Source organism: Mycobacterium bulgaricum (assembly GCF_041287165.2).
Taxonomy (GTDB): Bacteria; Actinomycetota; Actinomycetes; order Mycobacteriales; family Mycobacteriaceae; genus Mycobacterium; species Mycobacterium bulgaricum.
This window is the reverse complement of record NZ_JBGGKV020000015.1, coordinates 45,943-68,239: the sequence shown is the minus strand read 5'-3', so window position 1 is coordinate 68,239 and position 22,297 is coordinate 45,943. Positions and strand designations below refer to the sequence as shown.

At 68.2% G+C, this 22,297-nt stretch carries 20 protein-coding genes; 4 read left to right on the top strand and 16 right to left on the bottom strand.

The window, feature by feature from the left end; genetic code table 11:
* Positions 1–7: 7 nt before the first annotated feature.
* Entirely contained in the window at positions 8–418 is a 411-nt protein-coding gene (gene msrB, locus ACAG24_RS26495) for a peptide-methionine (R)-S-oxide reductase MsrB (protein ID WP_370475379.1), read from the top strand.
* Here the strand turns inward: msrB and ACAG24_RS26490 are convergent.
* The 4 genes from ACAG24_RS26490 to hemE all read right to left on the bottom strand — a co-directional run bounded on the left by ACAG24_RS26490 (position 370) and on the right by hemE (position 6,061).
* Positions 370–2,730 carry a putative bifunctional diguanylate cyclase/phosphodiesterase gene (locus ACAG24_RS26490; protein ID WP_370475378.1) on the bottom strand — a complete coding sequence of 787 codons (2,361 nt, stop codon included), beginning with the start codon at positions 2,728–2,730 and terminating at the stop codon, positions 370–372. The two genes, msrB and ACAG24_RS26490, sit on opposite strands and share 49 nt — an antisense overlap.
* Positions 2,731–2,913: 183 nt before the next feature.
* Entirely contained in the window at positions 2,914–3,618 is a 705-nt protein-coding gene (hemQ, locus tag ACAG24_RS26485; RefSeq protein ID WP_370475377.1) for a hydrogen peroxide-dependent heme synthase, read from the bottom strand.
* Positions 3,619–3,644: 26 nt separating this feature from the next.
* Positions 3,645–5,000: a protoporphyrinogen oxidase gene (locus tag ACAG24_RS26480; RefSeq protein WP_370475376.1), complete on the bottom strand. Its 1,356-nt coding sequence runs from the start codon at positions 4,998–5,000 to the stop codon at positions 3,645–3,647.
* The gene (hemE, locus tag ACAG24_RS26475; RefSeq protein WP_370475420.1) at positions 4,997–6,061 is read right to left on the bottom strand and encodes a uroporphyrinogen decarboxylase; all 1,065 of its coding nucleotides are present in this window, start codon (positions 6,059–6,061) and stop codon (positions 4,997–4,999) included. The genes ACAG24_RS26480 and hemE overlap by 4 nt, the downstream gene beginning before the upstream one ends.
* Before the next feature lie 85 nt (positions 6,062–6,146).
* Here hemE and ACAG24_RS26470 point away from each other — a divergent pair, with 85 nt between their 5' ends.
* Positions 6,147–6,728, top strand: coding sequence for a DUF3000 domain-containing protein (locus ACAG24_RS26470; protein WP_370475375.1), 582 nt, complete (start codon positions 6,147–6,149; stop codon positions 6,726–6,728).
* Positions 6,729–6,733: 5 nt separating this feature from the next.
* The gene (locus tag ACAG24_RS26465; protein ID WP_370475374.1) at positions 6,734–7,999 is read left to right on the top strand and encodes an HRDC domain-containing protein; all 1,266 of its coding nucleotides are present in this window, start codon (positions 6,734–6,736) and stop codon (positions 7,997–7,999) included.
* Here the strand turns inward: ACAG24_RS26465 and ACAG24_RS26460 are convergent.
* The 11 genes from ACAG24_RS26460 to ACAG24_RS26410 form a co-directional block, all read right to left on the bottom strand.
* A complete protein-coding gene (locus ACAG24_RS26460; RefSeq protein WP_370475419.1) occupies positions 7,985–10,072 on the bottom strand; it encodes a thiamine pyrophosphate-dependent enzyme in 2,088 nt (695 codons plus the stop codon). The genes ACAG24_RS26465 and ACAG24_RS26460 overlap by 15 nt on opposite strands.
* 93 nt (positions 10,073–10,165) lie before the next feature.
* The gene (locus ACAG24_RS26455) at positions 10,166–11,344 is read right to left on the bottom strand and encodes an acyl-CoA dehydrogenase family protein (RefSeq protein WP_370475418.1); all 1,179 of its coding nucleotides are present in this window, start codon (positions 11,342–11,344) and stop codon (positions 10,166–10,168) included.
* A gap of 43 nt (positions 11,345–11,387) precedes the next feature.
* Positions 11,388–12,623 (bottom strand): amidohydrolase family protein, encoded by a 1,236-nt coding sequence (locus ACAG24_RS26450; protein WP_370475373.1) that lies wholly within the window; start codon positions 12,621–12,623, stop codon positions 11,388–11,390.
* Positions 12,620–13,699 carry an FUSC family protein gene (locus ACAG24_RS26445; RefSeq protein WP_370475372.1) on the bottom strand — a complete coding sequence of 360 codons (1,080 nt, stop codon included), beginning with the start codon at positions 13,697–13,699 and terminating at the stop codon, positions 12,620–12,622. Before ACAG24_RS26445 ends, ACAG24_RS26450 begins: the two co-directional genes overlap by 4 nt.
* The gene (locus ACAG24_RS26440) at positions 13,686–14,201 is read right to left on the bottom strand and encodes a (2Fe-2S)-binding protein (protein ID WP_370475371.1); all 516 of its coding nucleotides are present in this window, start codon (positions 14,199–14,201) and stop codon (positions 13,686–13,688) included. The genes ACAG24_RS26445 and ACAG24_RS26440 overlap by 14 nt, the downstream gene beginning before the upstream one ends.
* Positions 14,191–15,090 (bottom strand): FAD binding domain-containing protein, encoded by a 900-nt coding sequence (locus ACAG24_RS26435; protein WP_370475370.1) that lies wholly within the window; start codon positions 15,088–15,090, stop codon positions 14,191–14,193. Before ACAG24_RS26435 ends, ACAG24_RS26440 begins: the two co-directional genes overlap by 11 nt.
* Positions 15,066–17,417, bottom strand: a complete 2,352-nt coding sequence (locus tag ACAG24_RS26430; protein WP_370475369.1) for a xanthine dehydrogenase family protein molybdopterin-binding subunit — start codon at positions 17,415–17,417, stop codon at positions 15,066–15,068. The genes ACAG24_RS26435 and ACAG24_RS26430 overlap by 25 nt, the downstream gene beginning before the upstream one ends.
* Complete coding sequence (locus ACAG24_RS26425; RefSeq protein WP_370475368.1) at positions 17,396–18,199, bottom strand: ABC transporter permease; 804 nt, start codon at positions 18,197–18,199, stop codon at positions 17,396–17,398. The genes ACAG24_RS26430 and ACAG24_RS26425 overlap by 22 nt, the downstream gene beginning before the upstream one ends.
* Positions 18,196–19,050 (bottom strand): ABC transporter permease, encoded by an 855-nt coding sequence (locus ACAG24_RS26420; RefSeq protein WP_370475367.1) that lies wholly within the window; start codon positions 19,048–19,050, stop codon positions 18,196–18,198. The genes ACAG24_RS26425 and ACAG24_RS26420 overlap by 4 nt, the downstream gene beginning before the upstream one ends.
* Positions 19,047–19,847, bottom strand: coding sequence for an ABC transporter ATP-binding protein (locus ACAG24_RS26415; protein WP_370475366.1), 801 nt, complete (start codon positions 19,845–19,847; stop codon positions 19,047–19,049). Before ACAG24_RS26415 ends, ACAG24_RS26420 begins: the two co-directional genes overlap by 4 nt.
* Positions 19,848–19,886: 39 nt before the next feature.
* The gene (locus ACAG24_RS26410; RefSeq protein WP_370475365.1) at positions 19,887–20,897 is read right to left on the bottom strand and encodes an ABC transporter substrate-binding protein; all 1,011 of its coding nucleotides are present in this window, start codon (positions 20,895–20,897) and stop codon (positions 19,887–19,889) included.
* Between the two features lie 154 nt (positions 20,898–21,051).
* Here ACAG24_RS26410 and ACAG24_RS26405 point away from each other — a divergent pair, with 154 nt between their 5' ends.
* Complete coding sequence (locus ACAG24_RS26405) at positions 21,052–21,264, top strand: hypothetical protein (RefSeq protein ID WP_370475364.1); 213 nt, start codon at positions 21,052–21,054, stop codon at positions 21,262–21,264.
* Here the strand turns inward: ACAG24_RS26405 and ACAG24_RS26400 are convergent.
* Positions 21,245–22,243, bottom strand: coding sequence for an LLM class flavin-dependent oxidoreductase (locus tag ACAG24_RS26400; protein ID WP_370475363.1), 999 nt, complete (start codon positions 22,241–22,243; stop codon positions 21,245–21,247). The two genes, ACAG24_RS26405 and ACAG24_RS26400, sit on opposite strands and share 20 nt — an antisense overlap.
* Between the last annotated feature and the right edge of the window lie 54 nt (positions 22,244–22,297).

Sequence of the window (22,297 nt, the reverse complement as noted above, 5' to 3'; positions counted from 1 at the left end):
TGGCAGCATGACAGCTCCCAAGCTGGTGCTCAGCGACGACCAGTGGCGCGAACGGCTCACCCCCGAGGAGTTCGCGGTGTTGCGGCAGGCAGGCACCGAGCGTCCCTTCACCGGCGAGTACACCGACACCAAGACCGAGGGCGTCTATCAGTGCCGCGCGTGCGGGGCCGAATTATTCCGCAGCACAGAGAAATTCGAATCCCACTGCGGGTGGCCCTCGTTCTTCGACCCCGCCGACTCGGAGTCTGTGATCCTGCGGGCCGACGATTCGATGGGCATGCGACGGGTGGAAGTTCTCTGCGCGAACTGCCACAGCCATCTCGGGCACGTGTTCGAGGGCGAGGGTTACCCGACGCCGACCGACCAGCGCTACTGCATCAACTCGATCTCGCTGCGCCTGGTACCCGCAGGGTCGTAGTCCGCGCACACACTGCGCTTGTGCGATTCGAGCAGCTTCTCGATCCCCGATGCCGGTAGCGGAGGACTGTAGAGAAAGCCCTGAGCGACCTCACACCCGTACTCCAGCAATTGATTTGCCGTCTCGGCGTTCTCGACCCCTTCGGCGACAGGCGTGACGCCCAACGCATGCGCGAGGTCGACGACGGCGCGCACGATCGCCGCCGACGCCGGATGCGTCAGGACAGGTGCGATGAACTCCCGATCCAGCTTCACCTCGTCCACGGGGAATTCGCGCAGGTACCACAACGCCGAGTAACCGCTGCCGAAGTCGTCGATGGCGACCCGAATTCCCTTGTCGCGCAGCTTGTTGAACACCATCCGCGTCTTCCCCAGATTGTCGAGCAGCAGATCCTCGGTGATCTCGACGGTCAGCGCTCCCGGCGGCAGATGCCGCCGGTCCAGCGCATCGATGATCTGCTCGGGGAGTTCGGGGTCGCTGATCGAGGGCGCGAAGACGTTGACAGCCACCGGAACACCCAGTCCCTTGCGGTACCACCGCGCCGCGTCGTCGAGGGCATGCTCGAGTACGACCGATGTCACCGACCGCATCAAGCCGTGCTGGCGGACCAGCGGCAGGAATTGATCGGGCGTCAGCAGACCGCGCCGCGGGTGCGGCCACCGCACGAGGGCCTCGAGCCCGCACACCTCATAGGTGCGCAGATCGAACTTCGGCTGATACACCACGCTGAGCTCGAAATGCTCGATGGCATGACGGAGTTCTTCCAACAGCCGTTCCGACCCCTGCTCGGCCGGCTCGCCGTTGTGTCCGGCAGGGTCGCGACGCTGCTCGGCCGTCAGCGAGCCCATGTCCAGGCTCGGCTCGAACACCACCAGCTCGTGCGACAGCGCCCGCTTGGCGGTGTTCATCGCGATGTCCGCCTGGTCCAGCAGTTCGTCTGCCGTGATGTCGGAATCCTCGGCGGGCGCGATGGCCAGACCCACGCTGGGCCGCACGACGAGGTCTTCCCCGGCGATGTGGAACGGCCGCTCGAAGGCCCTCATCACCCGGCGGGCGAGGGCGCGGGCCGTGTCGGCGTCGCCCTCCAGCAGCACCGCGAACTCGTCTCCGCCGAATCGCGCGACCGTATCGGTGCTGCGGACCGTGCTGGCCAGACGTTCGGCCACCCTCACCAACACCGCGTCTCCGGTAGGGTGGCCGTAGTTCTCGTTGACAGCCTTGAAACGGTCGAGATCCATCACCAGCACGCCCACTGCCATCGAATGCCGCTGATGCAGGCGCACCGCATACGACAGGCGCTCCTGGAACATCGCCCGATTCGCCAGGCCGGTCAGCGGATCCCGCAACGCCTGGTCGGCCACCTTCCCGAGGAGGCGGCCGTTGTCGGCGAGGACGAGGAACTGCCGGATCATGACGGCGAACACTGTGACAGCCGCACCGATGAACACAGGGCCGAGCCCGGCGATCAGCACCGGTGTGCAGATCGCCGCCGACGCGATGACCGGCACGTAGGGCAGCCAGACCGCGGCACGCGACATGGGCGCTTCCGCACGGTTGCGCTGGAATGCGCTGCGCGGGGCCACCAGCGCCGAGACGCCCAGGCACAGGAAGCCCCACGCCCATCCGATCGCGATCGCGTGGTGGGCGTCGTAGCCGTCGACTGCCGTCAGATACGCAAAAGCGGTGTCCGACAGCATGATCAACACCAAGCCGACGGTCAACGCTGCAAGCATCGGCCGCTTCGCCGCCGGCGCCCGGGAAAGCAGGAGCGTCGCCATGGTGATGAGCGCGATGTCGACCACCGGGTACGTCAGCGCCATCGCCACCGCCGAGGATGACGCCGAGCGCGCCTCGTACACCGGCGCGAGGAACGTCACCCACACCGGGCAGAAGACCGCGGCGCCGACGATGAGCCCGTCGAGGGCGATCCGCACCTGGATGCCCGGCGGATGGGCGGACAGCAGCAAGACCAGACACAAGCCGGCGCCGACCAGGAACAGGGTGTATCCGGCGTCGGCCCACGACGGGAACGGCTGCTCGGCAGAGACGACATCGTAGTAGCACCAGGCTGCTTCACCGGCGGCCCACCCACCGGCTCCGACCGCCATACCAGCCCAGCCCGCGCGCGCCCTGCCGCGGGCCTTCACCGACGCCAGGGCAGCACACACCGTCGCGAAGGCGGCGAAGAACACCAGGCCCGCGTCATCGACGATCCGGATGACAGGTGGTCCGCCCCAATCGTTGAGCAGCCATGTGGCATACCCGACGCCAACGATCGCTGCGCCCGCCGTCACCCCCCGTAGGTTCGGCATGCGGGGAGTTTAGCAACCAGAATTCGTCGACCGAACCACGGCAGATTCTGCTCGGCAAAATTTGCCAGTTCGTTCGCAATCCGTACTAATGCGAGTTCAAAAACGGATTATTGTCGCGAGTAAAGATTACGGATATTAGCGGGAGCGTAAGAATGCGACTTGATGGCGCAAAACTGGCGAAGGTCACGGCAGGGCGGTGACGAGCTGTTCCACCGAGACGCGCGGCCCCGTGAAGAACGGCGTCTCCTCCCGGACGTGGCGTCGCGCATCCGTGGCACGCAAGTCCCGCATCAGATCGACGATCCGGTGCAACTCCGGCGCCTCGAAAGCCAACAGCCACTCGTAGTCGCCCAACGCAAAGGCCGGCACCGTGTTGGCGCGAACGTCTTTGTACCCGCGGGCGGCCATCCCGTGCTCGGCGAGCATGCGGCGACGTTCCTCGTCGGGCAGCAGATACCAGTCCAGGGACCGCACGAACGGATACACGCAGATGTAGGCTCCCGGTTCCTCGCCTGCCAGGAAGGCCGGGATGTGGCTTTTGTTGAACTCGGCGGGACGATGCAAAGCCACATTGCTCCACACCGGTGTCGATGCGCGACCCAATGTGGTAGTTCGGCGGAAATCCGAATAGGTGGCCTGCAAAGCCTCGACGTTCTCGGCGTGCGTCCAGATCATGAAGTCGGCGTCTGCGCGCATCCCGGCAACGTCGTAGAGCCCACGGACGACGACGCCCTTGTCCTCCTGGTGTTTGACGAAGGTCGCCGTCTCGTCGACGACGGCCGCCCGCGCGTCCTCCTCGGCGCCCAGGACACCGGGCTGCACGGCGAACACCGAGAACATCAGGTAGCGGATCGTGGAGTTCAGTTCGTCGTAATCGAGCTTGGCCATGCGCCCATCGTGCCACCGCGGCACGTTCAGGTGACGACCAGTGCCGCCGCCGCCCTGGCGGCCGATGCCAGACAGGCGGGCACGCCGATACCGTCGAGATAAGCACCGGCCACCGCGACGCCTTCCGGAAGACCGGAGCGCACCTCGGACACCAGTTCGGCATGGCCGGGGCCGTACTGGGGCATCGCGTCGATCCAGCGAGCCACCCGGGAGTCGACCGGCTCCACCGAGATCCCGAACAGGGCCTCCAGATCCTGGCCCGCCCACGTGAGCAGGTCCTCGTCGCCGGTGCTGCGCGCGAGGTCGTCACCCAACCTGCCGTAGGACAGGCGCACCATTTCGGCGCTGCCCCGCCGGCCCCATTTGCGCGACGACAGCGTGACCGCCTTCGTACGCAGCCTCCCCCGCCCCGCCACCAGCACGCCGGACTGCTCGGGCAGCGGAGTGCCGCCGGGAAGCGCAAGCGCCACCACCGCCGCCGAGGCGACGGGGATTCTGCGCGCCGCCGCGGCGCTGCGCGGCGCCAGCTCGGCGACCAGCGCAGGCAGTCGCGGCGCGGGCACCGCGAGCACCACCGCGTCCGCCGACCACCGACCACCCTCGTCGTCGACGAGTTCCCAACCGCGCGCCGCGCGATGCAGTGCCCGAACCGCGACCTGGGCCCACTCGATCCCCGACCGGCGCACGAGTTCGTCGATCAGCACCTGGTAGCCGCCGTCGATCGCCCCGAACACCGATCCCGGCTGGGGCGGCGGCAACGCCGCCGCGACGGCCTGGGTGAGGCTCTGCGCCCCGCCGTCCAGCGCAGCGGCCACGGTGGGCGCGGCGGCGCGGATGCCGATGGTCGCCGCGGACCCGGCGTAGACGCCCGCCAGCAGCGGGTCGACCGAGCGCACCACGACCTGTTCGCCGAACCGGTCGCCCACCAGGTCGGCGACCGAGGGATCGGCGCCTGCGCGCCAGGAGAACGGCCGTCGGGGCTCGTCGAGCATCCACCGGATCGTCGCGTCGTCCACCAGGCCGGCCAGTGCCGAAGGGCGCGACGGGATGCCGTTGACAGTGTCCTTCGGCAGTTGATGGAGGCGGCCCTCGCTGTAGATCAGCGGCCGCGCACCCGTGGTCGTGATCTGCCTGCCGGCCAATCCCAGCTCATTGAGTAGCGCCGGCACCTCGGGCCTGCGCGCGACGAACGCCTCCGCCCCGACGTCGAGAGGCTGGCCGCACAGCCGCTCGGTGCGCAGCACACCACCGAGCCTGTCCGCGGGGTCCAGCAGGGTGATGGACGCGTCGGGGCCGGCGGCCACGCGTAGCCGGTACGCGGCCGCCAGACCCGAAATACCGCCGCCGACAACGCAATACCGTGCGCGGCTAGGCGCGTTCACAGCTGGTGCACCAACGCGACGGCGTCGGTGATGATCGCGGGATCGGTGGCGGGCAGCACACCGTGACCGAGGTTGAACACGTGCCCGTTCGCGCCGGCGTCGACGGCCCGCCTGCCGTCCTGGACGACGGCGCGCACGGCGCGCTGCACCACGGGCCAGCCCGCGAGCAACACGACCGGATCGAGGTTGCCCTGCAGGGCGCTGCCCCGCTGGACTCGCGCTGCGGCGTCGGTCAGCGAGGTGCGCCAGTCCACGCCGACGACAGCGGGCACACCGTGCCCGACGACCGCTTCGGACATCGCGCCGAGCAGCTCGGCCGTGCCGACACCGAAGTGGGTCATCGGAACACCGAAGCTCGCCAGCGATGCGAACACCCGGGCACTGTGCGGCAGCACATAGGTGCGGTAGTCGGCCAGCGACAGCGTGCCCGCCCACGAGTCGAACACCTGGATCGCGTCGACCCCGGCCTCCAGCTGCGCCCGCAGGAACGCGATGGTGACGTCGGTCAGCGCTGTCATCAGTGCGTGCCAGGTGTCGGTCTCGCCGAGCATCATCGCCTTGGTGCGCTCGTGGTTACGGCTGGGCCCGCCTTCGACCAGGTAGGACGCCAGCGTGAACGGGGCGCCCGCGAAGCCGATCAGCGGGACGTCGCCCAGTGCGGAGGTCAGCTGTCCGATCGCGGTGCTCACCGGGGCGACCTGCTCGGGCTCGAGCGGACGCACCGTGGCGACGTCGCCTGCCGTGCGGATCGGATGCGCGATCACCGGGCCCACGTCGGGGACGATGTCGAGGTCGATGCCTGCCGCACGCAGCGGCACCACGATGTCGGAGAACAGGATCGCGGCGTCGACGCCGTGCCTGCGCACCGGCTGCAGTGTGATCTCGGTGATCAGATCGGCATCGAAGCAGGCCTGCATCATGGTGTTCTTGGCCCGCAGTTCCCGGTATTCGGGCAGCGACCGGCCGGCCTGCCGCATCATCCAGACGGGGACCCGCGCCGGCTTGCGACCGGCGACGGCGGCCAGGTAGGGGGATTCGGGCAGCTCGCGGCGCGTGTTCATCGCCCACCATGCTGCCATGCCCCGTTCTGGCCGAATCGGCGCGCCATGAGCACAGACCTGCCCAAATGGGCTAGCGTCAAACGCCGTGACCACCGCCGAACCGGCTCAGTTCCGCGACGCGGTGGCGGCGATGAATGCCACCACCGTCCGACCGGAGATCGAGCTCGGCCCGATCCGGCCCCCGCAGCGTCTGGCGCCCTACAGCTACGCGCTGGGCGCCGAGGTCAAGCATGCCGAGACCCCGATCATCCCGGAGCGCTCCGAGGGCGACGCGTTCGGCAGGCTGATCCTCCTTCACGACCCCGAGGGCGCCGAGGCCTGGGACGGCACGATGCGCCTCGTCGCCTACATCCAGGCCGACCTGGACTCCACCGAGGCCGTCGACCCGCTGCTGCCCGAGGTGGCCTGGAGCTGGCTCGTCGACGCGCTCGAGCAGCGCGCCGAGCACGTCACCGCCCTGGGCGGCACCGTCACCGCCACCACCTCGGTCCGCTATGGCGACATCTCGGGGCCGCCGCGTGCGCACCAGCTCGAGCTGCGCGCCTCCTGGACTGCGACCGACATCGAACTCGGCCCCCACGTCGAGGCGTTCTGCGAGGTCCTCGAACATGCCGCGGGGTTGCCGCCCGCCGGGGTCACCGACTTGGGCTCACGTACCCGCGCTTGATCCCGATGTCCGAATCCGAAACAGTTGGCTCGTCGCTGGGAATCGACGCCCCCGAGGCGGCCGAGCCCGAGGCCGAGCCGCTTCTCGCGCCCCGCGACGGGGTGCCCAACGTGTCCTCGAGCAGACACGAAATCGCCCGCGCGGCAGAACTTCTCGCGTCAGGCACCGGACCGTTCGCGGTGGACGCCGAGCGCGCCTCGGGATTCCGCTACTCCAATCGCGCCTACCTGGTACAGATCCGGCGGGCCGGCGCTGGCACGGTCCTGATCGACCCTGTGAGCCACGGCGGCGACTCGGTCGAGGTGCTGGCTCCCGTCGCCGAGGTTCTCGCCGGAGACGAATGGGTGCTGCACGCCGCCGATCAGGACCTTCCCTGCCTTGCCGAGATCGGCATCCGCCCGTCCGCCCTGTATGACACCGAGCTTGCGGGCCGGCTCGCCAACTACGAGCGAGTCAACCTGGCGGCCATGGTCCAACGACTTCTCGGATTGCAACTGACCAAGGGCCACGGCGCGGCGGACTGGTCGAAACGGCCACTGCCCGAGGAATGGCTCAACTACGCCGCACTCGACGTGGAAGTTCTCGTCGACCTGCGTGACGCCGTCGCCGCCGTCCTCGCGGAGCAGGGCAAAACCGAATGGGCCAGACAGGAATTCGAGTATCTGCGCACCTTCGAAGCGGCCCCCACCCGGCGCGACCGATGGCGCCGCACCTCAGGCATCCACAAGGTCCGCGACCCGAAAGCACTGGCGGCGGTACGCGAACTGTGGACGACGCGTGACCAGATCGCGCGACGGCGAGACATCGCGCCGGGGCGGATACTGCCCGACAGCGCGATCATCAGCGCCGCGACCGCGAATCCCGACACGGTCGAAAAGCTCACCGAGCTACCGATTTTCGGCGGAGCCAAGCAGCGGCGCAGCGCCCAGGTGTGGCTGGACGCGCTCAACCGGGCCCGCACCAGCGAGCCGCCCGATGCGCAGGAGCCGTCGAACGGACCGCCTCCTGCGTCTCGGTGGGCCCGTCGCAAACCTGAAGCCGCCGCGCGGCTCGAGGCGGCGCGCGCCGAACTGACCGAACTCGCACAACAGGTTTCGGTCCCCGTCGAGAATCTGCTGTCACCCGAGCTGGTGCGCAGGCTCTGCTGGGACTGGCAGGACAACGACGATCCGGCAGCTGCCGTCGACGCCTTCCTGGCCAGCTCGACGGCACGGCAGTGGCAGCGTGAGCTGGCGGTGCCCGCACTGGCGAAGGCGTTAGCCTCCGCCTGAAGCGAGTTTGATCGCTGCGGCCTCGACTGTGTCCTCGGAGAGCAGGACCTCCAATGCCGCGTCGCCGAGCGGAATGAAGCTGTCATGGCTGGCAACCCGAGCCATCGCGCCGGTGTAGCCACTGTCGACGAGCGCGGTCAGGACGCCCTCGCTGACCCCGCCGGCGGCTCGCGTCTCGTCGACGACGAGAACCCGGCCGCTCACCTCCGCCTCCGCGAGGATGTCCGCCACCGGAAGGGGCGACAACCAGCGGAGGTCCACCACCCGCGCGGCGATCTGCCTGTCGGCCAATCGACGCGCGACGCGCAGGCTCATACGCACGCCGTTGCCGAATGTCAGGATCGTCAGATCCCGACCGTCGCCGTACGTGCGGGCACGACCGATCTCCGCGACTGTCCCGCCGTCCGGGGTGAGCCAGAGGTCGTCGCCGTCCTCGTACAGGTCGCGGGTGTGGTACAGCGCGATCGGCTCGAGGAACAGGCAGACGATCCCAGCAGCGCGTGCGGCGCAGACGCACGATCGCATCATCGCCGCGGCGTCGTCCGGACGGGCCGGTGAGGCGACCACCACTCCGGGGAGGTCGCGGATCGCGGTGACGCTGTTGTCGTTGTGGAAGTGGCCGCCGAAGCCCTTCTGGTAGCCGTAGCCGGCGATGCGGACCACCATCGGGTTGCGGTACTGCCGGTCGGAGAAGAACTGCAGCGTCGCGCCTTCACCGCGGATCTGGTCCGCCGCGTTGTGCAGGTAGGCCAGGTACTGGATCTCCGGAATGGGCAGCAGGCCCGAAACACCTGCGCCCAATGCCAACCCGAGGATGGACTGTTCGTCGAGGAGGGTGTCGAACACCCGGGCGTTGCCCGCCTTGGCCTGAAGGCCTCGGGTCACGCCGTACACCCCGCCCTTGCGGCCGACGTCCTCGCCGAAGATCAGCGTCTCGGGATGATCGGCCAGCACCTCGCGCAGCGCACGGTTGATGGCCTGGGCGACCGTCACCGGGGTGGCGTCATGGGCACGCGGCGGGGAGGCGGCCGCGGCCCTGGTCGCGCCGACCGCGTCGTCGAGGGTGTCGCGCAGTGGTGTCATGACCGCGCCCGGACTGTCCAGTTGCGCCGATTCGGCCACGTCTTCGGCGAGCGCCAACACTTCTGACCGCTTCGCCTCGTAGGCGTCGAGAACCTGCTGCGGTGTGAGTACTCCGGCCGCGATGAGAATGCGCGCCGAACACAACACCGGATCGCGGCCGTAGTCGGCGGTGATCTCGTCGCCTTTGCGGTAGCCCGGCTCGTAGTCCGAGCCGGCGTGGCCCATCAGGCGTACCGTCCGAAGATGGAGGAACGCCGGACGGCGTTGTGAACGAACATATTCGGCGGCCTCGGCGGCAACAGCCAACACCTTGGGCAGATCCGCGCCGTCGGCGGTGAAGTAGCGCAGGTCGGCGCGGCCGCTGTAGGTGCGGGCGATCCAGCCCTGCGGAGTCTTGACGCTGATGCCGATGCCGTTGTCCTCGCAGACGAACAGCAACGGCAGCGGCATGCGCTGATATGCCGTGTGCATCGCGGTGTTCACCGCGCCGACCGCAGTCGAGTGATTGGCCGACGCGTCGCCGAAACTGCACACCGCCAATGCATCGGCGGGCCACGGGCTCTCGGCCCCGATCTTGCGCGCCCGCGCGATCGAGAACGCGACGCCGACCGCGCGCGGCAGGTGCGAGGCGATGGTCGAGGTCTGCGGGATCACCGCGAGATCGTGCCTGCCGAACACCTTGTGCCGCCCACCCGAGATCGGTTCGTCCGTGGCGGCGACCAGACCGAGCAGGACGTCGCGCAGCGGATCACTGCCATCGACCTGACCCGCCCGCGCGAGGAAGAACGCGCCGGACCGGTAATGCAGCAGCGCAGGGTCGGTGGGGCGCAGTGCCGCGGCGACCGCGGCGTTGCTCTCGTGACCCGACGATCCGATGGTGTAGAAACCCTTCCCCTGCGACCGCAACCAGCGAGCCGCCAGGTCGAGGTGCCTGCTTCCGAGTTGCGCGTCGAAGATCTCCAGGCAGCGTTGCGCCGAAAAACCCTGCAGTGCGTCTGTTTCGGCGTGTTGCGGCGGGGAAAACGACCCGACGGTCGCGCGGAAGTATTCGTCGATCGGTTCTGCCACGGCGACTCCTCGGTGTCAGCGGAACGCGCCGGTGCCCGTGAGGGCCTGCCCGATCACCAGGGTATGCATCTCGCTGGTGCCCTCGTACGTCAACACCGATTCGAGATTGTTGGCGTGACGCATCACCGGATACTCGCCGGTGATGCCGCTGGCCCCGAGAATTGTGCGGGCGGTCCGGGCGACGGCGATGGCTTCGCGCACGTTGTTCAACTTGCCGAGGCTGACCTCCTCCGGGCGTAGCCCGGTGGCGTCCTTGGCTCGACCGAGGTGCAACGCCAGCAGATATGCCTTGCCGTATTCGAGTGTCATATCTGCGAGCTTTTGCTGGGTCAACTGGAATCCGCCGATGGGCCGATCGAACTGCTGACGTGACTGCGCGTAGGTCAGGGCGGTCTCCAGGCAGTCTCTGGCAGCACCGACCGCACCGAACACGATGCCGAAACGGGCTTCGTTGAGGCAGCTCAGAGGTGCCCGCAGACTGGTGGCCCCGGGCAGTCGGGCGCTGTCGGGCAGGCGTACCCCGTCCAGCACGAGCTCGCTGGTCACCGAGGCACGCAGTGACATCTTCGACTTGATGGCGTGCGCGGTGAAGCCAGGCGTGTCCGTGGGAACGGCGAATCCGCGCACGCCCTCGTCGGTGCGCGCCCACACGACGGCGACATCGGCCACCGAACCGTTGGTGATCCACATCTTGCTGCCGTCGAGAATCCAGTCGTCCCCGGAACGCACGGCGCGGGTGCGCATCCCCGCGGGATTGGATCCGAAGTCGGGTTCGGTCAGTCCGAAGCAGCCGATCTTGCGTCCTGCGGCCATATCCGGCAGCCACTGCTGCTTCTGCTCTTCGCTGCCGAATGCGTGCAGTGCGAACATCGCCAGCGAGCCCTGAACAGAGACGAGGGAACGGATGCCCGAGTCCCCGGCCTCGAGTTCCAGACAGGCCAGACCGTAGGCGACTGCCGACGTTCCGGCACACCCGTAGCCGTCCAGATGCATGCCCAGCAGCCCGAGTTCGCCGAGTTCGGCGGCGAGCTCGCGGACGGGAAGCTCGCCCTCCTCGTACCAGCGCGCGACCTCTGGCGTGATACGTGATTTGACGAGAGCCCGGACGGCATCCCGGATCTGGCGTTCTTCGTCGTCGAGCAGTCCGTCGAGGCGCAGCAGCACATCGGGAGTGGTCGGACCGGTGTGCGGCATCGGTTGGCCGGACATGGCGTCTCCTAGGGTCGTCGGTGGATGGTCAGCAGCAGCCGGAGGCGTGCGCCCCGACAGGAAGGGCGCGGGGCGGTTGGGGCCGCGCCGGCGCACCCCGCCAGGTGACGGAGCGGCTCGGCGGTGGCGTCTGCTCGCTGCGCTGCGCCACCAGCGGGACGCCGTCGACGAGCACCGACGCAATTCCCGGCAGGTCGCCCAGCGCGAAGGATTCCAGCGCATCGGTGGCCATCGAGCCCGTGATCGGGCCCAGCACAACGAGATCAGCGGGCATGCCCTCGGCGATCAAGCCGGTGCCGAGCCCATGGGCGCGGGCTGTTTGTCCGGTGGCCGCGGCCACCGCGGCGAGCGGGTCGACGCCACACACCGAAGCAAGGAAGCAGACCGCCCGCAGCATGCCGCGCGGGATGACCCCGGTGCCGCCCGGGGTGTCGGTGCCGAGGGTGAGACGGTCGAGCCTGCCCCGGCGGATCAGTTCCTCGGCGACGATGGTGGTGGCGCGGTAGTTGTTCGAGCTGCACACCTCGACGTGGGTGTCGGGCAGGCCGTCGATGATCGCGATGATGTCGGCGTCGGGCGGCGGGATGGGACCACCGGAGATGTGGCCGACGACATCCGGGCGCACGGCCAGGACCACATCGGACCCGGCGACCTTGCTCGACCCTGACCGCGACACCCCGCCGGAGTGCAGCTTCACGGTCATCCCGCGTTCGTGGGCCCACTGGACGTAGCGCTGAGCCTCGCCGTCCCCCAGGCGGTTCCAGTCGTAGAAGATGAACTTGAGTTGATCGATCCCCTCGCGGTGGGCGCGATCGAAATGCTCTTCGGTCATGCCGGGCACCAGCAGCACCGTGCCCGCGTTGACCTTGACACCGGACGGCCGCATCCGGCCGGTGGTGTGCTTGGACGTGATGGCGATGCTGAGCACCAGCTCGGGCGTCAGGGCGTCGAAGGCGAGCCCGGGAATGTGGAGCTCGCCTGCCGACACCATCGACGTGGTGCCACCGTGCAGGTAGTTGTGTATCCAGCCGATCGCATCCTGGGCCGGCGTCCACTCTCCGAACGTCGGGTGCACGTGACCGTCGACGAGGCCCGGCATCACGGTCAGGCCTCCCGCGGACAGCACCTGATCGGGCGCGGCCGCATCCACGCCGATGCCGACGATGATCCCGTCCTCGATGACGAGCGTGGTGTCTCGCAGCGGCGGGACAGCGGCATCTCCGTGTACCAGGAGGCCGATGTCCTCCACGAGCAACGTCGTCACCTGAGCCTCCTCGATTGGATTTTGTATACACTATCCGACCCGTCTTTCTCGCGAAAGCCGGTAGCGCCACCACGGTTCCTGATCCACGCCAGCGCTGCCGGGCTGAACACCACCAGGACGACGATCACGGCTCCCGCGACGTTCATCGCCAACCGCACACCGCCCTCGTACCACGGGAACAGATCGGGATATTCACTGATCATCAGCAGCACCGGCGGGCCCGTCACCGCCCACCACGTGTAGTTCACCGGCCGCAGCGCCATCGCGAGCGTGAACAGCACGACGGTCAGCACCGCGACCACCGGCACCGACGGATGCGCACCGAGCAGCACCGCGGCGATGAGCGCGCCCACCGTGTTTCCCGAAAGTCGCTGCGCCAGGCGAACTCCGGTGTCGATGGCAGCAGGCTGTACCGTCAGGACGACGCTGGTGACGAGCCAGTGCCCGCCGACCAGGTCGTCGGGCAGCAGGCCGGCCAGGGCCACCGCGACGGCGACTGCGACACCGACGCGCAGCGCATGCGGCCACGAATCCCGCCAAGTCGCACCGCGAAGCGCTTCGGATTGCACCTGCTCGCCGCGACCGCGACGGATCGCCTCCGCGCACAGGAACCAGCCCGTCCACGCGATCACAACGACGACCGCACCCACCAGGTAGGGCACCAACCAGAGCGCTCCGGCCCCATCGGGCATGTCCACGGCAATCAACACCACCGCGAGTCCGGCAGTCGGGCCCACTCGGCTGAGCAGGCCCCCACACAGCGCGGCGGCCACCGTCGCGGTCGCCAGCAGGAGCGGGTGCCCGGCCGTCGACAACGCCGCGCCGGCGCCGGCGAGAACGGTCAGGCCGCGGATCCCGAGAACGGTCACCGCCGGCCGCCATGCCACCGGCAGCGACGGCACCGCCGTCAGCACGAACCCGAGCCCGATCGCCGACCCGAGCTCGGCGTGACCGAACGCCGCGGTCAGGACCAGGATTGCGCCGAGCGCGCCGGCAAGCCACGCGGCCATGCCCCAGCGGCTCTGGCCGACGGGCCGCAGCAGGTCGACAGCACGCCGACGGTCAGGAGTCCGCACTGTCTGCGCCGTCCGCCGACGCCGCGGCATCCAGCACTGCCGCCACGATGCCCTGATAACCCGTACATCGACAGATGTTGCCCGACAACGCCTCTCGTACAGAGTCGGCAGTCAGCGGTTTTTCGGCGTCCGGATCGCGCAGCAGTTCGACCGCGGTCACCAGAAATCCAGGTGTACAGAAGCCGCACTGAAGTCCGCCGCGCTCGGAGAACGCCCGCTTGAGCCGCGCAGCCTCCTCGAACTGATCGAGACCTTCGACGGTGTCGACGCGCAACCCGTCGGCCTGTACCGCGAACATCAGGCACGCACGCCCCGACCGGCCCTCGATGAACACGGTGCACGCCCCGCAGACCCCGTGCTCGCACCCCAGATGTGTTCCGGTGAGCCCCAATTCGTCTCGCAGGAAGTCGGCCAGCGTGACCCGTGGCGAGACCGAACGCACGACCTGCCTGCCGTTCACGACGAGCGTGACGGTCACCGGCGGCGGGATGTCAGCGGACATCGCGTCCGCCCTGAGCCGCATCGGCGCGACGGTGGGCGTCCGTCAGCGCCTCGGTCAGCGCCGCCGCACAGAGACGGCGTGCGTAGTCGGCGTCGTCGGCAGGAGGCTCGGTGTCGCGGGCCCACGTGTTGGCGAGGTGGCGCCACAGCCGGTCGGACGGAACCTCCCCGACGGCGTCCTCGCCGACGAAAAGCAGCGGGCGGTCGGCGAGGCTCAGCACCCCGGCGCGTACCGAGGCGATCCGCCCGTCCGGTCCGAGGGTCACCACGCAGCCGGCGCCGGCAAGTCCGTAATCACCGTGCTGGTGGGCGTATTCGACGAAGCCCCACCCCTGCTCCGGCCTGATCGCGGGTACCGAGATCCACGTGATCATCTCGTCGGGGGCAAGCCCATTGGTGTAGAAGGAGACGAACATCTGGTCCGCCGGCACCCGGCGGCGCCCCGACGAGGCCGACTCTACGTAGAAGGTGGCGTCGAGAACCAAAGTTGCCAAGGGCATCTCAGCCGCCGGGTCGGCGTGGGCGATCGAACCACCGAGAGTGCCGCGGTTGCGGATGCCGACGTGACCGATGTAGCGGGCAGCGTCGGCGAGCAGCGGCGCGCGGGCTGCGATGAGCGGGTCGACTTCCACTGTCCGGTGCGTGACGAGCGCGCCGAGCACGAGATCGTCGGTGTCGTCGAAGATCCGGCCCAACTCGGTCAGCCGCCCGATGTCGATGACCGCAGAAGGCCGGGCGAGGCGAAGGTTCATCAGCGTCATCAGTGACTGCCCGCCCGCCAGCAACTTCGCGTCGGGGTCGTGCGCCAGCCGTGCGAGTGCCTCGGCGACGGAATCCGGTCGGTGATAGGTGAACGGCGCCGGCTTCACGATGCGTCCCTGAGCAGCCATCGGCACAGGTCCCCGGTGCGCACGGGTGTGCCGGTGAGATGGAAACCGCCACCCATCGCGTCGTCGACGGCGCTCGCAACGGCCGAGTACACCGCAATGGTGCCGCTCTCCCCTGCACCGCGCACGCCGATCGGATTGACCGGGGTGTCGACATGCAGATGGTTCACGATCACGTCCGGCAGGTCGGTGGTCAGCGGAAGGTGATAGGCGGCGAACGTGGTCGACGTCGGCTCGCCGGCGGGCGAGTACCGCCACGCCTCGAACAGCGCGCCGCCGATCCCCTGCGCGACACCACCGACGATCTGGCCCTCGACGATCCGCGGGTTGATCTCGCGTCCGCCTTCGTGAGACACCGCGTAGCGCAACACCTTCACGATGCCGGTGCGCCGGTGTACGCCGAGCACGACCGCGTGCACGCCCATCGTCCACGTCACGGTCTCGACCCGGTAGACCGTGCTCACATCCAGCGCGGCACCTCCCTCGTCGGCACCGCCGACACGAGCCGCCGCGGCGAGTTCGTCCCACCCGATGACCTCGTCGCCGGCGGTGAACCGCCCGTCGGCGTACTCGGCCTGATCACTGCCCAACAGGATCGCGGCCCGGCGCGACGCGAGTTCGACGAGTTCGCCGCAGGCCTGGTGCACGGCCGATCCGGCCAGGATCGCCGATCGGCTGGCGAATGTCCCGACCCCGTCGGGGAGTCGTTCGGTGTCCGACGCGACGTAGCGGACCTGCGACAGCGGCACGGCGAGTGCGTCGGCGGCGACCTGCGCGAAGACGGTCTCGTGCCCCTGACCGGCCGACGCCGCACCGGCGGTCACCTCGAACTGGCCACTGGGCAGCACTCGGGCCCGCGCGGTCTCGTGCGGACCGCGACCGGTCGCCTCCAGGTAGGACGACAGCCCGAAACCGACGTGAAGGTCCGGGTTTTCCCGTGCGCACACTTCGACCGTCGAGGGCGGGAGGGCTTCGAGCACCGACTCCAGGCACGCGGTGTAGTCGCCGCCGTCGTAGGCGATCGGCACACCGTCGCGGTACGGGATCGGGCGTCGGTAGGGCATGTCCTCGGCGGTCAGCAGGTTGCGCCGCCGGATCTCGACTCCAGAGATACCCACGGCCTCGGCGGCGGCGTCGAGGCTGCGCTCGAGTGAGAACGTCGCTTCGGGTCGGCCCGCACCGCGGTACTGCGCCACGAGTGTCTTGTTGGTCAGCGCGGCGCGCCCGCGCACGGAGATCGCCGGGACCCGGTACGGGCCCATCAGATGCACCGCCGTGTTCGCGACAATCCCTGCCACCCACAGGCTTCCCGCGCCGATGTCGACGACGAAATCCACCTCCCAGGCGAGGATGCGGCCGGCGTCATCGACGGCCAGGCGGGCCCGGTGCGTCTGATCTCTGGCCTGCGCGCTGGACACCAGGTGCTCCTGCCTGTCCTCGACCCAGATCACGCGGCGCCGGATGTGTTCGGCGAGCACGGCCAGTACGATCTCTTCGGCATAGACGTTGGCTTTGGTGCCGAAACCGCCCCCGACGTCGGGCACGCTGACCGTCACCTTCTCGCGGGACCAGCCCGTCACCGAGCAGATCGCGTTGCGCACCATGTGTGGAACCTGCGTGGAGGTGTGCAACTCGACGCGGTGCCGACGGTCGTCGAAATCCGCCAGCACGCCGCGGCATTCAAGGGGTACCGCGCCGTGCCGTTCCATCCGGTAGGTGTTTTCGACCACATGCGGCGCCGTGGACAGCGCAGCGGCCGGATCGCCGAATTCGTACTCCAGCCGCGCAGCCTCGTTGTCGGGCAGATGGTCGAACAGGACGGGTGCATCCGCGTCCAGGGCCGCCTCGGCGTCCACCACCGGCGGCAGCGCCTCGTAGGACACCGCCACGTTCTCCGCGGCGTCCTCGGCAACGTACCGATCGTCGGCGACCACGACGGCGATCGGCTGACCCACGTAGTGCACACGCTCGGAGGCGAGGATCGCCAACCGCTGCTCGGCGAGGACCAGCGACGTCGCTGCGGTGAAGCCGGGATCCGGCGTCGTCAGCGACGGGATCGGGGTGCCTTCGAGTCCCAGATCGGGTGCGGTGAACACCCCGTGGACGCCGGGCATGCGGCGAGCATCCGCGGTGTCGATCCCGGTGATCCTCGCGTGCGCACGCGTCGAGCGGATGAACACGACATGCCGCGCTCCGGCCGCCTGATCGGCGAGGAACCGCCCGTTCCCGTCGAGCATGCGGTCGTCTTCACGACGCCGCACCGAGCTGCCGACCCATCGCCCGGTGCCCGGGGTCGCTGCCTCAGAGGTCAATGTATCCGTTTCTCCCACTGCCACAGGGCAATCGAGATGGCGAACGAGATCGTGATGAGCAGCATGATGGTCGCCACCATCGACGGATAGTCACCGTGGCTGTATGCCTGCAGCACCACGCGTCCCAGTCCGCGCCGCGTCGCGAAGAACTCCGAGAGCACCACGCCCACCACGGCGAGGCTGACGGCGAGCCGGATACCGGTGAGCATGGGGCGACGGATGGCGGGAAAGATGATGCGGGTCAGCATCTGCCACGCATTGGCCCGCACCGAACGGGCGAGCTTCCAGTAGACCTTCGGGATCTCCTGCACACCGGTCGACACATTGATGAGCACCGGGAACAACGCGAACAGCACGCCCATCACGACCTTCGAGCCCGACAGGCTGAAGATGGGCAACAGTACCGGGTACAGCACGATTTTCGGGATTCCGTTGAGCATGATGATGAGTGGCTCGAAGATCGTGCGCAGTGTGGCGGACAAGCCCAGCAGCAATCCGATGCCGCCGCCCACCGCGGTCCCGATGACGAAAGCCATCAGCACCGACTGCGCGGTCACCTGCAGATCGAACAGGTAGGCCGGGTCGGAGAGGTTCGCGAACAGCACGGTGATGGTCTGCACCGGCGACGGGATAACGAACGTCAGGCCGGACATCACCTCCCACGCGACCAGCACGACGACCGCCAGCACGCTGGCTCCGAAGAGCTGGCTGGAGAGGATCTTGTGTGTCGAGAAGCGTTGCAGCGCAGCGGTTTCGGTGTCTGACGAGCTCGGTGCCGGGGCCGGGACGGTGGCGGTCATGCGTTCCTCCCCCGCAGCAGCACGCGCTCGACCGCGGCGAGCGCGACCGTCAGCAAGCAGGACAGCACGAGCACCACGGCGATGTAGGCGAACATCTGAATGTTGTCGAAGATCTCGTAGAGGTAGCGGATCCGGTAGCCGAGCCCTGCCTGGGCGGTGGTGAACTCCATGGCGATGGTCCCGATGAGCGCGTAGACAACAGCCAGGCGCAGACCGGCGACGATGTACGGGCCCGCGGCGGGAATGGCGATGGCGAACAGCATCTGTCGCGGTGAGGCCTTCAGCGACCGGGCCAGCTTCAGGTAGACGGCCGGCATCTGGTTGAGTCCGACGGCGGTGTTCAGCGCCATCGGAATGGCGGCCATGATCGTGGCAAGGATGATCACCGACATCGCGTTGATACCCACGAGCACGATCATCACCGGGTAGAACAGCACCAGAGGCACCGCGTAGAAGGACACCAGGTACGGCTCGAAGACCCGCCCGAGCAACGGGACCTTCCAGAACAGCAATCCGGCGGCGAATCCCAGCAGGCTTCCGAACACGATCGACACGGCCACCTCGACGCCGGTGCGCTGCGCGTCGATCCAGAACTGCGGCTCGGTCAGCAATTCGCCCAGCGCGGCGAAGATCACCGACGGGGCGGGCAGCACGTGGTCGTTCCACCAGCCCGCGGCGGATCCGAGCTCGGCGAACGCGGTGAAGAGCGCCAGCAGCCCGATCGTCGAACCCACGCTGTAGGCAGACCTGCCGAACCGGCGCCTCGCGCGGCGAGGCGCGTCGCGATCGGCTCCGTGCGGCGGCATGCTCTCGGTCGGCAGGTCATCGGTGGCCGCGAACGAGGTGCTCACGTCGCTGCGCTTTCCTGCTGCTGAAAGCCTCGCATCGACTCGGCTTGGAGGGAACCCCAGACGCGGTTGTGCAGCTCGTTGAAGCGCGGAGTGGAGACCACGCCGGCATCGCGCTCGCCCGGCAGGTCGATGTCGACCACGTCGATGATCGTGCCGGGCCGGTAGGACATCACCCAGACCTGTTGAGACAGCAGGATTGCTTCGGAGATGTCGTGGGTGACGAACATGATCGTCTGCTTCGTCCTGGCCCAGATCTGGCGGACCTCGGCACCGAGGAACAACCGCGTCTGCTGGTCGAGCGCTGCGAAGGGCTCGTCCATCAGCACCACCTCCGGCTGCACCGCCAGGGTGCGGGCCAGCGCGACACGCTGGCGCATGCCGCCGGAAAGCTGTGACGGATAAGATTTTTCGAACCCACGCAGGCCGACGAGTTCGATCGCGTCCTTGGCCCGCTTGCGTCGCGCGTCTTTCGAGGTACCGATCATCTCCATGGCGAAGCTGACGTTCTCTTCGACCGTGCGCCACGGCAGCGTCGAATCCTCCTGGAACACCACACCGATCTTCGGGTCCGGCCCCGTGACGGGCTTGCCCGCGACACTGACCGTGCCGGTGGTGGCCTTCTGCAGGCCAGCCACCACGGCGAGCAGCGTCGACTTCCCGCACCCGCTGGGCCCGACGATCGAGACGAAGCTCGAATGCGGAACACTCTGGTCGATATCGGTCACCGCTGTGACCCGACGCGCCGCAGTATCGAAAACCACTGAGACGCCGTCCATCTCGATGCCTGGTGAGTCCAAGACGCTACCTTTCGGTTCGATCGGTGGGAGGAGGGTGACTTAGAACGTGGCTCGGTCGTCCTCGGGCAGGTACTGCTGATCGAGCATGGTGGCCCAGTCGACGGGGGTATCGATCTGACCGGCCGCGACCATCAGCTCGGACAGGTTGTTCAAACCTTCGGGGTCCACCTTCAGCGAATACGCCTTGGCGAGATCCGGATTGTTCTTGAGCGCGGCCTGCATGGTTTCCGGTGCGACGCCCACCAGCGGCCCGATCTCGGCGCCGGCTTCGTCGGGGTTCGAGACCACCCACTCGTTGAGCCGGTCGGCAACCTTGAAGAAAGTTTTGATGTTCTCCGGGTTGGCGTCGGCGTACTGGGTGTTGACCGCCACCAGGTCGGCCGGCAGGTCCCCGAGCACGTCACGGGAGTTGACCAGAACTTCGGCACCCTCGCTCGCCTGCTTCTCGGCGATGAAGGGCTGCATCGCCCAGCCCGCAGTGATCTGATTGGCCTTGGCCGCGGTCCAGTTGTCGCCCATCTGGCCGACCGCCTGGGCCCGGACACCTTGACCGAGTTCACGTTCGAGGCCCTTGACGATCAGTTCGGTGGACGAACCCGCCGAGCTGAATCCCAGGACCGCGCCCTCCACGGTGCGCCCCGGGGGGCTGATCCACGAGAAGTCGTTGATCTGGAACCACGGCGCGACGACCTTCAGATTCGAATTGGGCTGCTGCGCCGCGAGGAGAACCGACGTGTTGCCCGCGATCGCCATGTCGGCGTCGCCACTGGTCACCACCCGCAGCGTGTTCCCGCCACCACCGCCGGAGAACAGGTCGACCTTCAGGCCCTCCTCCTCGAACCACTTCTTGTCGATGCCCGCCTGCAGGATGGCCATGAACGGCAGACTGTCGACGCCGGTCGCCGAGATGCTGAGCGTGTCCGTCGTGGCCCCGCCCCCGCCGCCGCCGTCGCCCGACGGCCCCGCGGACTCGTCGGCGCATGCGGTGGCGCCCACGAGGAGGGCTGAAGTGGCGACGATCGCGCCGATGACCTTGGGGAACCGTGACATCCGAGAAGCCTCCGTAAGCCGTTGAATATTGGATACACTATACGAAGGCAGTGTGATCTACGTCAACGTTTAGCTGTTACGACGGTGTGAAATTATCGCCGCCAGTTCCAGGCCGAGGGCCATGCCCAGTAATGCCGCGGCACCCAGGAATCGCGTGACCCCGCGCGAGGGCGTGATCATCGAATCGCACTGCGCCACTGGCGATTCCGACAATCCCCTCGGCGGTGGCGGTGACGCGACGAAAGTCCCGTCGGCGGGCGTCAGCGCCCGTTTCAACGGCGGCGGGGCCCCCGGTGTCGCGCTGCCCGGGGCCGGGTACGAACGCGGGTCGGGGACACCGGACACTGTCACGCCAGGCGGCCGCTGACGATGTCGGCGAAGGCGCGGATGGTGGCCTCTCGGCTCTGGCCCGGCCTGACGAAGGGAACGATGGACACCTGGTCCACCCCGAGAGACTCGATCTCTTTGAGCCGCTGCGCACACTCGGCCTTGGTGCCGGCGAGAGCGAAGAGATCGACCAGCTCGTCGGGCACCAGATCCGCGTGTGCCGCTTCGGGATTCATGTGCTCGTAGTAGTTGTACTGCTCCCGGATCCGGTCGATCGCCTTCTCCAGCGACGGGTCGACCTTCGCCGGAAGTGGTCGGATCGCGACCCGCGACACGTGGGCACGGACCAGATCGCGCGCTTCGGTGCTGTCCTCGCCGATCGCCGTCGGCGTCCAGAGCACGATGTGCAGATCGTCGAGGGAACGACCACTTTGCTCAGCGCCGCGCCCGATGGTGTCCAGGGCACCCTTGATGAACTCTGGTGCCGTACCGACCAGGACGATCACCCCGTCGGCGATGCGTCCCGACATCTCCAGAATTTTCGGCGCCGACGCCGCGATGTAGATCGGGATGTCCACCGGGCCGTCGAGATAGTTCAGGTGGTACTCGGCCCCACTGGTGGGTTCGGCCACCTTTTCGCCGCGGAACAGCGCACGCAGGTCACCGATCGAATTCTCCAGTTCGGCGAGCTTGAGCGGCTTGAGACCCATGGTTCGCAGCGACGAGTCGCCGGTGCCGATTCCGAGAGCCACACGGCCGCCGGTGAATTCGGCCAGGGTCGCCCATGTCGACGCCAGCAGGGACGGGTGCCTGGTGACCGCGTTGGTGACACCGGTGCCGAACACGATGCGTTCGGTGCCGACCGCGGCCGCACCCATCACGGTCGACGACTCACGCCAGATGTTCTGTGAATCCCCGAACCAGACGTGGTCGTAACCGAGGTCCTCGCACAGCCGAACGTAGGAGCACATGACCCCCGTCGGTTCGGTGGGGAACAGTCCGACGCCCATGCTCAGCATCCGGCAAGCCTCCTTGGGCCTCTGCGCGATCAACGGTTGATGTATATCGTATCC

Excerpts from the sequence above, each read along its gene's own strand:
- ACAG24_RS26455 (WP_370475418.1), bottom strand. The coding sequence starts at position 11,344 with ATGCCGCACACCGGTCCGACCACTCCCGATGTGCTGCTGCGCCTCGAC.
- hemE (WP_370475420.1), bottom strand. The coding sequence starts at position 6,061 with ATGAACACGCGCCGCGAGCTGCCCGAATCCCCCTACCTGGCCGCCGTC.
- ACAG24_RS26425 (WP_370475368.1), bottom strand. The coding sequence starts at position 18,199 with ATGACCGCCACCGTCCCGGCCCCGGCACCGAGCTCGTCAGACACCGAA.
- ACAG24_RS26410 (WP_370475365.1), bottom strand. The coding sequence starts at position 20,897 with ATGTCACGGTTCCCCAAGGTCATCGGCGCGATCGTCGCCACTTCAGCC.
- ACAG24_RS26490 (WP_370475378.1), bottom strand. The coding sequence starts at position 2,730 with ATGCCGAACCTACGGGGGGTGACGGCGGGCGCAGCGATCGTTGGCGTC.
- ACAG24_RS26440 (WP_370475371.1), bottom strand. The coding sequence starts at position 14,201 with ATGTCCGCTGACATCCCGCCGCCGGTGACCGTCACGCTCGTCGTGAAC.
- ACAG24_RS26400 (WP_370475363.1), bottom strand. The coding sequence starts at position 22,243 with ATGCTGAGCATGGGCGTCGGACTGTTCCCCACCGAACCGACGGGGGTC.
- ACAG24_RS26465 (WP_370475374.1), top strand. The coding sequence starts at position 6,734 with ATGTCCGAATCCGAAACAGTTGGCTCGTCGCTGGGAATCGACGCCCCC.
- hemQ (WP_370475377.1), bottom strand. The coding sequence starts at position 3,618 with ATGGCCAAGCTCGATTACGACGAACTGAACTCCACGATCCGCTACCTG.
- ACAG24_RS26435 (WP_370475370.1), bottom strand. The coding sequence starts at position 15,090 with ATGGCTGCTCAGGGACGCATCGTGAAGCCGGCGCCGTTCACCTATCAC.
- msrB (WP_370475379.1), top strand. The coding sequence starts at position 8 with ATGACAGCTCCCAAGCTGGTGCTCAGCGACGACCAGTGGCGCGAACGG.